Genomic DNA, 9,031 nt, shown 5'->3' on the forward strand with positions numbered 1-9,031 from the left:
ACACGCGCATGAAGCAACAATGGATTTGGGTTGCGCTTGATGTAGCTATAGCCGCGCACGCTGAACAGATTGCCGAACATGGCGGTGGCGAAGGGATCCGTGAGGCTGGATTGCTCGACAGTGCTATGGCGCGTCCACAAAATTTGGCGCTTTACGGTGATCCAGACGTGAGCGAATTGGCGGCAAGTTATGCGTTTGGAATCGCCCGCAACCATCCGTTTGTGGATGGAAACAAACGAACTGCAGCCGTCGTAAGCGAAACTTTTTTGGTTCTGAACGGACATGTTCTGACCGCGACAGATGCCGAACTGGTGATAACCTTTGTCGCCCTCGCCGCGGGTGAATTGTCCGAAGACGAACTCACCGCCTGGTTCCGCGATAATCTTACCTAAGGAACCAAGTCCGCTGGCTGCGTGGGCTCGCTGAGTATCTTTTCCATCCGGCGCCAGCGCTCGGCTTGGTCGGGATTGCCGCGCTCGATATAACCACGCACAAGGTCTTTGCCCCAGCCATAGTTGATAACATAGCTGCGATAATGGTCGGTAAACGCCACCGATTGCTCGGCGCGCGCGGGCGATAGCAATAGATATTTTTGCGTGAGCGCAAGTGCCTGCGCACGGGATATTTCCCCGTCGAGATACATTTTCGCAATGGTCAGCCGCGCGCCCGACAGCATCTCGGTCATTTGCTGCATTTTCCAATAGGCATCGGCAGATTTCGGATCGAGGCCAGCGAGCGGGTACAAAATATCCCGTTCGAACGCCAAGCGTTCCTGCGCCGGAAAGGCTAGATCTATACCATAATTTGCGCTGCCTTCGGAAAGGACGCTGGTCGGGCTGTAGAGCGGGTTGACCTCATATTCGCTCCACCCTTTTGCACGCGCAAGCCGCTGTTCGACCATCAGGTTCAAAACATGGTGGCCGGGATAGCCTTCGTGACAACCAAGATCGACCGCACGGCTGACACGGATCGGAAGGTCGGTGTTAATCTGGATCAGGCTTTTGTAATTGCCCTTATAATAATTGTAACCGGACCAGGTTTTCCCCGTCACAAATTCCATATCAAAGCTTTCGTCCACGGGCAGCGTGATGTGCTGCGCGGTGCGGCGTTTGCATTCGGCGATCGCGGCGTCGAAGACAGGTTGCAGCCGTTCCTTGGGAATGGTGTACCGCTCGTTAAACGCATCGACCCGCGCTGCCAGTGGGCCCGAACCGGGAATGAGCGTCTCAAGCCTGCTTAATATAGCGTCATAATGTTCGAGCGTCATGAGCACAGGGGCGGTCGCAAACTGGCCGTTTGCTTCATCATTAAACGCGAATTTGCGGCCCTGAAGCATCTGCAGTCTGGTATCTGCGGCCACGAGCATGCCCCGCAACGCCAACGCGCGGCGGCGCTCGGCATCATCCTTTATGGTCGGCAGGCTTGCATCAATAGCAGCCGTCAGCTTGCGGGCTTCCGTAATCAGGTCGGCGAGCGAACGCGGGCTGGCTTTCGCCGCTGCCTGCAACGATTCAGGCCCATAATATGCATCGACATATTCGGCTTCATGTGTTCCAGCCTCAAGCGTGAGGCGGACATAATCTTGCGATATGCTGGTTAAAGAACGCGCTGGGGCCGTTGTCGCAGAACGCGCCGCAACGGGAACGGCGCTGCATGCCGACGCCAGCAACGCGGCCGTGAGGATGGGATAAAAAGCATTCATATTGCGTCTCCGGATATTTGCTTTTGGCGCGCGGCAAAGCGCAAAATGAGATAGCCCGAAATTGCGGAAACCACCGACCCCATCAAAACGCCAATTTTGACCGCGTCGGATTGTTCCGGCCCGACAAAAGCAAGGCCGCCGATAAACAGGCTCATCGTGAAACCTATCCCGCACAGCAACGCGACGCCATAGACCTGAACCCAGCTGGCATCCTTTGGGCGGGCGGCAATTCCGAATGTCACGGAAAGCCAGACGCTTGCGAAAATGCCGATCTGTTTGCCAAGGAACAGCCCCATGGCAATGCCCAGCGGAAGCGGGGCCGCCAGTGCCGCCAAGCTTGTGCCCGCAAGCCCAACGCCCGCGTTGGCGAAACCAAATATAGGCACAATGAAAAACGCGACGGGCTTCACCAACGCATGTTCAAGCCGGTGCAGCGCCGAATCTTCAGCATCGGGCGCTGCGATTGTCCGGTGAAACGGAATGGCAAATGCAGCCATCACCCCTGCAATCGTGGCATGAACGCCAGACAGCAATGTCGCATACCACAGCAAGGCCGCGAGGATGAGGTACGGCCACAGCACATTCACCCGAAAACGATTGAGCGCCATCATCGACAGCCAGATCGCACCTGCTGCGGCCAAGGCCATGATGTTCAGTTCCGCGGTGTAGAAAAGCGCAATGATGGCGACCGCGCCCATATCATCGACAATCGCAACCGTGGTCAGAAACAGTTTCAAAGACGCAGGGGCGCGGCTGCCCAATAAAGCCAGCACGCCTATGGCAAATGCAATATCGGTTGCAGCCGGTATCGCCCAGCCGCGGTGCAGATCTGGATCGCCGCCCGCCACGCCCAGATAGATCAGCGCCGGAACAACCATGCCCGCCGCGGCGGCAATGATGGGAAGGCGCCTGTCATTCCATGTTGAAAGATGGCCGTCGACCAATTCGCGCTTAATCTCCAGCCCGACCAACAGGAAAAATATCGCCATCAGTCCGTCATTTATCCAGAGATGCACGGTCATCGGACCAAGCTTTGGCGTTAGTTCGGGCCCAATCACCGCGTGCACGAAATGGGCATAGCTATCGGCAAAAGGCGAATTGGCGACAAGCAGCGCCAAAGCCGCAGCCACCATCAGTAAAATGCCGCCGGCCGCTTCGCTGGAAAGAAACGCGCGCAATGCGGATTGGTTGGGTCGCTTTTGGAGCGTTTCAGTCATCGTCCAGCTATATGCCCGCCCGCATAATTGATAGCAAGCATGAGCCAAAACATTGAGCAAATCCCTTGCTTTAGCGGTTTCGGTTGGTCTAGAAACTTCCAAAAGGGCATTAAATATGGCCAATATGGCGGGATTGAGTCGAACTATTGACGACACAGATACGGATCCGATGGCGGATGAATCGGTTGAGCTGACCGAAGGTCAAAAGGCGTGCCTTAGGCTGGTCGACGACCACATGACGTCCAAAGAAATCGGCCGTTCTCTGGGAATTTCACACTTCACTGTCGATCAAAGGTTGGACGCGGCGCGGCGCAAGTTGAACGCCGCAACGCGCAAGGATGCCGCGAAAATTTTTGCGGCTATTGAACAACGCACCATATCCGAGCCATTCGTATACGAAACGCAAGACCTTGAGCGAGAGGAATATAGCGCTAGCCAGAACGGGCTACCGAAACGGATGGGACGGGTCGTTGCGAAAATTGCTGCACGCGTTTCTGTTCCGCCCATCGGTGGCGAAAGACATGATCTATCCCCAAAGGATATCGTGGTTCAATCGCTGAATATTGCATTTTTCAGCACAGTGGCGTTTGCATTTGTTGTTGCTGTTTTGACGGGTACGTTTCGACTGTTTCAATAAACGTCTTTCGCTGGCTGAAGCTGAATTCAGAACTAGAGGGAGACAGTTTATGGTGAATTTCGAACATGAGACCGCCCGCCAATTGGCATCTGACATCCGGTCGACCCACCAATCGATAGATAACGCGCTTGCAGACCTGGCCAGCCTTGCTTTTTCGGTCATTGATGTGTGCCGAAATTCCGACGCACCACCCGCGCATACACAGGCTGCAATCGAAGGCGTGGCGAACGGACTGACCATGATGGTCGATGCCCGCAAGGGCTTTGTCAACGCGCACCGCAAAATCGTCGTCGCGCAACGCGACAGCAATCTTCAAGAAATCAACTTCGGCTGCGTTGGCCCCGGTCCGCTTACCCGACCATCCGGTCTTCGGGTCGTAAACAGCTGATGCTGGGCGCCCTTGCCCGGACGCGGGCTATATTCTGAGGACGGGCAAGGGATGGATATTCTCCAGTCAGCTTTTATTTTCGCGCTTGTGCTGTGCACGCTTTATGCGGCCATCAATGGCGGACGTACCGGCAGGGCTGGCGCTGCCATTTTCATCGTTGCGACACTATTGAGCGCCGCTGCCGCAACGATGAACCCCAGTTGGGCAACCACATCTTATGGACTGTTCGCCGTGGATGGGGGCTGCTTGATTGCACTCATTGTGCTGGCGCTGCACAGTAACCGTTATTGGCCGATATGGGCGATGGGGTTTCAAACCGTGGCCGTCGCAACGCATATGGCAACGCTTTGGATACCGGACTTCGTGCCGAAATCCTATCAGGCATTATTATCCTTTTGGGCGATACCAATCCTGTGGGTGATGGTGATGGGCACGCGCAAAGACCGCCAATATGAACGGGGCAAAGTCCAGACCGCGTGAGACAACATCTTTTCGGAACACTGCATATCAAAACGGCGCGACATCGATCGCAGCCGGTTGAGGGGTCGCACCTGTGCCTAACTGGATTTTCCCAATCGCCGAAACAGCACAGCGCGAACTGTTACTGTTCAGCGCGATCTGGCTGTTGATTGGTGCCATTGACGATCTGTGCGTCGATGCAATCTGGGCGGTAAGGCGGCTGTACCGAAAGATTGCCTTTTATTGGCACAGGCCGCCGATGACGGTGGATGAACTGCCGGCAAAGTCCGGGCCCGGGCTGATGGCGGTTTTGATACCGGCATGGGGCGAGGCAGCGGTCATCGGCGCGATGCTGGGCAACTGCACGCGCAGCTGGGCCAACAGCGGATGCGAGCACCGAATATATGTTGGCTGCTACCCAAATGACCCGCACACATCGGCCGCAGTCATTCAGGCCGCAAAGCACAACCCAGTTATCCGGCTCGTGCTGGTCGACCATATCGGCCCCACCACCAAAGCCGATTGCCTCAACCGGCTTTGGAAGGCGTTACGCGCCGATGAAATCGCGGGCGGTTACACAGCCAAGGCCATTGTCCTGCATGACGCAGAAGACGCCGTCCACGCGGATGAGCTTCGGGTGTTCGACAGGCTGATCGCCATAGGTGGCGCGGTGCAATTGCCGGTCATTCCGGTGCGGACAAAAAGTTCGCGATGGATCAGCGGGCATTATTGCGACGAATTTGCCGAAGCCCATGGCAAGAATATGGTCGTGCGCGAGGCGATGGGCGCGTCGCTGCCGCTGGCTGGCGTCGCCTGCGCGATTGAACGCAATCTGATGGGCCGGCTGGCCATTATGAACGGTGGCGATCCGTTCGATCCAAACAGCCTGACCGAGGATTATGAGCTGGGCATACGTATTGGGGCTGCTGGTGGACGGACCATCATGGCGCGAATTTTGGACAGCAATGGCCGGCTAATAGGGACCAGAGCCTATTTTCCCGATACGCTCACAAGCTCGGTCCGCCAAAAAACGCGTTGGCTGACGGGCATTGCCCTTGCCGGTTGGGACAGGCTGGGGTGGAACGGCAATCTCGCGCAGAAATGGATGTTGCTGCAGGATCGCCGGTCGATACTCGCAGCGATCGTGTTGAGTGCAGCCTATGCCTGCATCTTGCTCACGGCGATTTTGACGGTGGCTGAAACACAAGGCGCGTACCAGCCAAAACCCTTGGCCCCGACGCTCATTGTCCTTTTATGGTGTAACGCGGCCTTTCTTTTCTGGCGGCTGTTTGTTCGGGCCGGCTTTGTCGCCGCGCTGTACGGTCCAAAAGAAGCACTGCTGTCGATCCCGCGCAGCGTCATTACGAACATTATCGCGATCATGGCCGCGCGGCGGGCCTGCATGGTCTATGCACGGCATTGTTTCGGGGTACCGCTGCGCTGGGACAAAACCGCCCACCATATTGTCCCTGCATCATTGGTCCGGCCCGACTGATGCGCGGGCGCGCCTTGGCATCGATAGCTTTGCTATGTGCAACATGGGTCACGGCCCGCATCGCCGTCACAACGATGGATACCAGGACGGTAAGCGAGACCGATCATGGAACATATCCAAATCCAGTCCGCATGGGGCCCGTCCCGAAGCTGGCGAGCACCCCAACATTCACCCATTACAGTTCGCAGCACGGCGTTGCGGCCCGCGCGGTGCGGCACGCCCAAAATAGCCAAGCCAAGATCGCCCTCCCGCCGGAGGGCGCAGCGCCATTGTTCTTCAGCGCAGGCACGCCTGTGCGGATCTCCCCCGCCGCATTCCTTCCGACTGACCCCGATGTTGTCAGCGAAATCAGTGCGCCGCCTCCATCTGCGAGCACTCCGCAAGGATTTGAGGTCTATGCGTATAGCTTTTGGCGGCGGGGCAGTTCCCCCGCTGGAATGCTTGGCAACGGGCAATATGGCGGCAGCCAAAGTGCCGTGATCGCCGCAATCCCCGTCCTGCGCTTCTCCGCCAACCCTGGCCCCTCGCGCCTGTCCATGGCTGGCCGGGTATCGGTTGCGCATGGCAGCGTGCGCGAAAGGGAGTTGGCAGCAGGGGCGCGTTGGCGACCCGTTGCGCGCATTCCAGTGCAGGTCATTGCCGAACGTAGATTTCGCGAAAACCGCACCGATGCATTTGCGGCCTTGGTCGCAGGGGGGCAATCTGGCGTAAAATTGCCACTTGGCTTTCGGTTCGATGGCTATGGGCAGGCAGGTTTTGTTTCAGGCCAAGGCGGCGGCCCCTTTGCCGATGTGGCGGCGCAAGCACATCGGTCCATCGCACAATCGCAACGGGCATCTTTTGTGATTGGCGCAGGGATTTGGGGTGGTGGTCAAGACAATGTCATGCGCATTGATGTCGGCCCAAATATCCGCGCAAATGTCAGCGCGGGCGGCGCAGTATTCCAACTGGACGCAAGCTGGCGTTGGCGCGTTGCGGGCCACGCACAGCCGGGCAATGGGCCAGCGGTAACATTGTCCACCAGTTTCTAAGCACCAGCCTTTATCCTGCCGCTAAATGCCGTTAGGGTCTGTCGGTCAAACATGGATATCTATCTTCCTATAGCCAATTTGTCGGTCAATGCGCTGGTCATCATCCTGCTGGGTGGCGGCGTTGGTGTGTTGTCTGGAATGTTTGGCGTAGGCGGCGGGTTCCTGACCACGCCATTGCTTATTTTCTACGGCATCCCGCCAGCCGTTGCCGCAGCATCCGCATCCACGCAGGTAACCGGCGCAAGTGTATCGGGCGTTTTTGCGCATATGAAACGCGGCGGTGTCGATTTCCAAATGGGCGCTGTTCTCGTGTTCGGCGGCATTTTCGGCACAGCTGCGGGCGCTGCGATCTTTGAAATATTGGAAGCGCTTGGCCAGATCGATACCGTCATCAACATCCTATATGTCATCATGTTGGGTAGCATCGGCGGAATGATGGCGAAAGAAAGCCTGACCAGCGTCCGCGCGACCCGTGCCGGTAAACCCGTGCCAGCGGCGAAAAGGCGGCACCATCCATTGGTCGCCAATTTGCCGATGCGTTGGCGTTTCTACCGGTCGGGTCTGTATATTTCGCCACTCGCACCGCTGATATTGGGTTTCATCACGGGCATTATGACCATGCTGTTGGGCGTGGGCGGCGGGTTCATCATGGTACCCGCCATGCTCTATTTGCTTGGCATGGGCGCGCAGGTTGTGGTGGGCACATCTTTGTTCCAGATATTGTTCGTCACCATGGCATCCACCATGATGCACAGCCTGACCACCAAGGCGGTCGATATTGTGCTCGCGGTATTCTTGCTGATCGGAAGTGTCACCGGCGCGCAAATTGGCGCACGATTGGCGCAGCGGATGCGTCCTGAATATCTCCGCCTGTTTTTGGCAATCATTGTCCTGCTCGTCGCCATCCGGATGGCGCTTGGCCTTGGCTGGCGTCCGGACGAAATCTACACGTTGCAAGCCCTGTGATGCGCTTGATCGCCCTGTTCCTGTTTTTGCTGCCGGTGGCGGCGGGTGCCCAAAATGTGCCCAAGCTGGTGCCCGATGTGTCGCAGCGCGAAATCAACATTCAATCGGGATTCACCGGCGCTGAAATGCTGTTATTTGGTGCGATCATTTACCCGCGCGGCGTTGCGCCGGAGGGTCAAGTGGACGTCGCCGTTGTCCTGCGCGGGCCAACGCGCGCGGTGACGCTGCGCGAAAAGCAGAATATTGCAGGCATCTGGATTAACGCGGACAGCACCGATTTCCGCTCTGTCCCTGCTTATTACGCAATCGCCTCATCCCGCCCGCTGCGCGAAATCGTCGATAGCAAGACCGCGGCTATTTACGAACTTGGCCTCGAAAGATTGCAATTGTCGCCCAGCGGTGAAGTCGATGCCGCAGAGCAAAAACGCTTTGTCGATGGCCTTGTCGATCTCAACCGCCGCAACGGTCTTTTCCGGCAGGAGGCAGGCACCGTCGAAATCACCGATCAAGTATTGTACCGCGCGCGCCTCAATATTCCATCGAGCGTCCCTGTTGGCACATATACCGCCGAAACATTGCTGATCCGCAATGGCCGCGTCATTGTCGCGGACGACAATGTGCAAGTGCGGATACGCAAAACCGGGTTTGAACAAGTGGTGACCATCATGGCGCAAGATTATGCCTTCTTCTATGGTGCCATGGCGGTGCTTGTCTCTTTGCTGCTGGGCTGGTTCGCCGGATATGTTTTCCAGCGCTTTTAAGCGGGCCTAACGGGGCCATTTCCATCCCCATGGTAAATATATCTTTACCTTCTGCACCTATCGCTGGCCGCTTCCTTACATCAAAGGCAGTTAAGCGATGGATATGACAGGGCATGGGCCGTTTACGTCCGTAGAACCCAGTGCGCAGGGACAAGCCGAAGCGACGGATGCGCTGCACCCTATCGGCTTTGTTATGGACATTGCCGGATCAAGTTCTCAAATCACCCTCGACGCCAGCATATTAACCAAGCTGATGTCACATGGCGATCCCAGCATTGCGATGGCCGGACAAGTGGGCAGCCAAATCAAGATTCGCATTGGCCATAATTGGCTGCTCGCCAGTATCCGCACACAACGGATGCATGACCGCGACCA

General features: G+C 57.0%; 10 protein-coding genes and 1 pseudogene. 9 read left to right on the forward strand and 2 right to left on the reverse strand.

What is annotated here, in order from left to right:
• Positions 1-8: 8 nt before the first annotated feature.
• Positions 9-392 carry a type II toxin-antitoxin system death-on-curing family toxin gene (locus tag ACIQ0G_RS01705; protein ID WP_397576409.1) on the forward strand — a complete coding sequence of 128 codons (384 nt, stop codon included), beginning with the start codon at positions 9-11 and terminating at the stop codon, positions 390-392.
• Here the strand turns inward: ACIQ0G_RS01705 and ACIQ0G_RS01710 are convergent.
• A complete protein-coding gene (locus ACIQ0G_RS01710; protein WP_397576410.1) occupies positions 389-1,702 on the reverse strand; it encodes a hypothetical protein in 1,314 nt (437 codons plus the stop codon). The two genes, ACIQ0G_RS01705 and ACIQ0G_RS01710, sit on opposite strands and share 4 nt — an antisense overlap.
• The gene (gene nhaA / locus ACIQ0G_RS01715) at positions 1,699-2,919 is read right to left on the reverse strand and encodes a Na+/H+ antiporter NhaA (RefSeq protein ID WP_397576411.1); all 1,221 of its coding nucleotides are present in this window, start codon (positions 2,917-2,919) and stop codon (positions 1,699-1,701) included. Before nhaA ends, ACIQ0G_RS01710 begins: the two co-directional genes overlap by 4 nt.
• Positions 2,920-3,052: 133 nt before the next feature.
• Between nhaA and ACIQ0G_RS01720 the strand changes: the two genes are divergently transcribed.
• The 8 genes and pseudogenes from ACIQ0G_RS01720 to ACIQ0G_RS01755 form a co-directional block, all read left to right on the forward strand.
• Entirely contained in the window at positions 3,053-3,556 is a 504-nt protein-coding gene (locus ACIQ0G_RS01720; protein WP_397576412.1) for a helix-turn-helix transcriptional regulator, read from the forward strand.
• Between the two features lie 49 nt (positions 3,557-3,605).
• Positions 3,606-3,944 carry a hypothetical protein gene (locus ACIQ0G_RS01725; RefSeq protein WP_397576413.1) on the forward strand — a complete coding sequence of 113 codons (339 nt, stop codon included), beginning with the start codon at positions 3,606-3,608 and terminating at the stop codon, positions 3,942-3,944.
• 51 nt (positions 3,945-3,995) lie between these two features.
• Positions 3,996-4,424 (forward strand): hypothetical protein, encoded by a 429-nt coding sequence (locus ACIQ0G_RS01730; RefSeq protein WP_397576414.1) that lies wholly within the window; start codon positions 3,996-3,998, stop codon positions 4,422-4,424.
• Positions 4,425-4,497: 73 nt separating this feature from the next.
• The gene (locus ACIQ0G_RS01735) at positions 4,498-5,898 is read left to right on the forward strand and encodes a glycosyl transferase family protein (protein WP_397576415.1); all 1,401 of its coding nucleotides are present in this window, start codon (positions 4,498-4,500) and stop codon (positions 5,896-5,898) included.
• A gap of 131 nt (positions 5,899-6,029) precedes the next feature.
• Complete coding sequence (locus tag ACIQ0G_RS01740; protein WP_397576416.1) at positions 6,030-6,929, forward strand: hypothetical protein; 900 nt, start codon at positions 6,030-6,032, stop codon at positions 6,927-6,929.
• A gap of 51 nt (positions 6,930-6,980) precedes the next feature.
• Positions 6,981-7,895 carry a sulfite exporter TauE/SafE family protein gene (locus ACIQ0G_RS01745; protein ID WP_333570085.1) on the forward strand — a complete coding sequence of 305 codons (915 nt, stop codon included), beginning with the start codon at positions 6,981-6,983 and terminating at the stop codon, positions 7,893-7,895.
• Positions 7,895-8,656, forward strand: a complete 762-nt coding sequence (locus ACIQ0G_RS01750) for a TIGR02186 family protein (RefSeq protein WP_397576417.1) — start codon at positions 7,895-7,897, stop codon at positions 8,654-8,656. Before ACIQ0G_RS01745 ends, ACIQ0G_RS01750 begins: the two co-directional genes overlap by 1 nt.
• Positions 8,657-8,753: 97 nt before the next feature.
• A pseudogene (locus tag ACIQ0G_RS01755) lies at positions 8,754-9,031 on the forward strand (ATPase); the annotation flags it as partial.

The organism is Sphingorhabdus sp., from assembly GCF_044354325.1.
Taxonomy (GTDB): Bacteria; Pseudomonadota; Alphaproteobacteria; order Sphingomonadales; family Sphingomonadaceae; genus Sphingorhabdus_B.

What these genes read in the sequence shown, in the direction of transcription:
- ACIQ0G_RS01710 (WP_397576410.1), bottom strand. Translation starts at nt 1,702, where the DNA reads ATGAATGCTTTTTATCCCATCCTCACGGCCGCGTTGCTGGCGTCGGCA.
- ACIQ0G_RS01730 (WP_397576414.1), top strand. Translation starts at nt 3,996, where the DNA reads ATGGATATTCTCCAGTCAGCTTTTATTTTCGCGCTTGTGCTGTGCACG.
- ACIQ0G_RS01705 (WP_397576409.1), top strand. Translation starts at nt 9, where the DNA reads ATGAAGCAACAATGGATTTGGGTTGCGCTTGATGTAGCTATAGCCGCG.
- ACIQ0G_RS01750 (WP_397576417.1), top strand. Translation starts at nt 7,895, where the DNA reads ATGCGCTTGATCGCCCTGTTCCTGTTTTTGCTGCCGGTGGCGGCGGGT.
- nhaA (WP_397576411.1), bottom strand. Translation starts at nt 2,919, where the DNA reads ATGACTGAAACGCTCCAAAAGCGACCCAACCAATCCGCATTGCGCGCG.
- ACIQ0G_RS01725 (WP_397576413.1), top strand. Translation starts at nt 3,606, where the DNA reads ATGGTGAATTTCGAACATGAGACCGCCCGCCAATTGGCATCTGACATC.
- ACIQ0G_RS01740 (WP_397576416.1), top strand. Translation starts at nt 6,030, where the DNA reads ATGGGGCCCGTCCCGAAGCTGGCGAGCACCCCAACATTCACCCATTAC.
- ACIQ0G_RS01745 (WP_333570085.1), top strand. Translation starts at nt 6,981, where the DNA reads ATGGATATCTATCTTCCTATAGCCAATTTGTCGGTCAATGCGCTGGTC.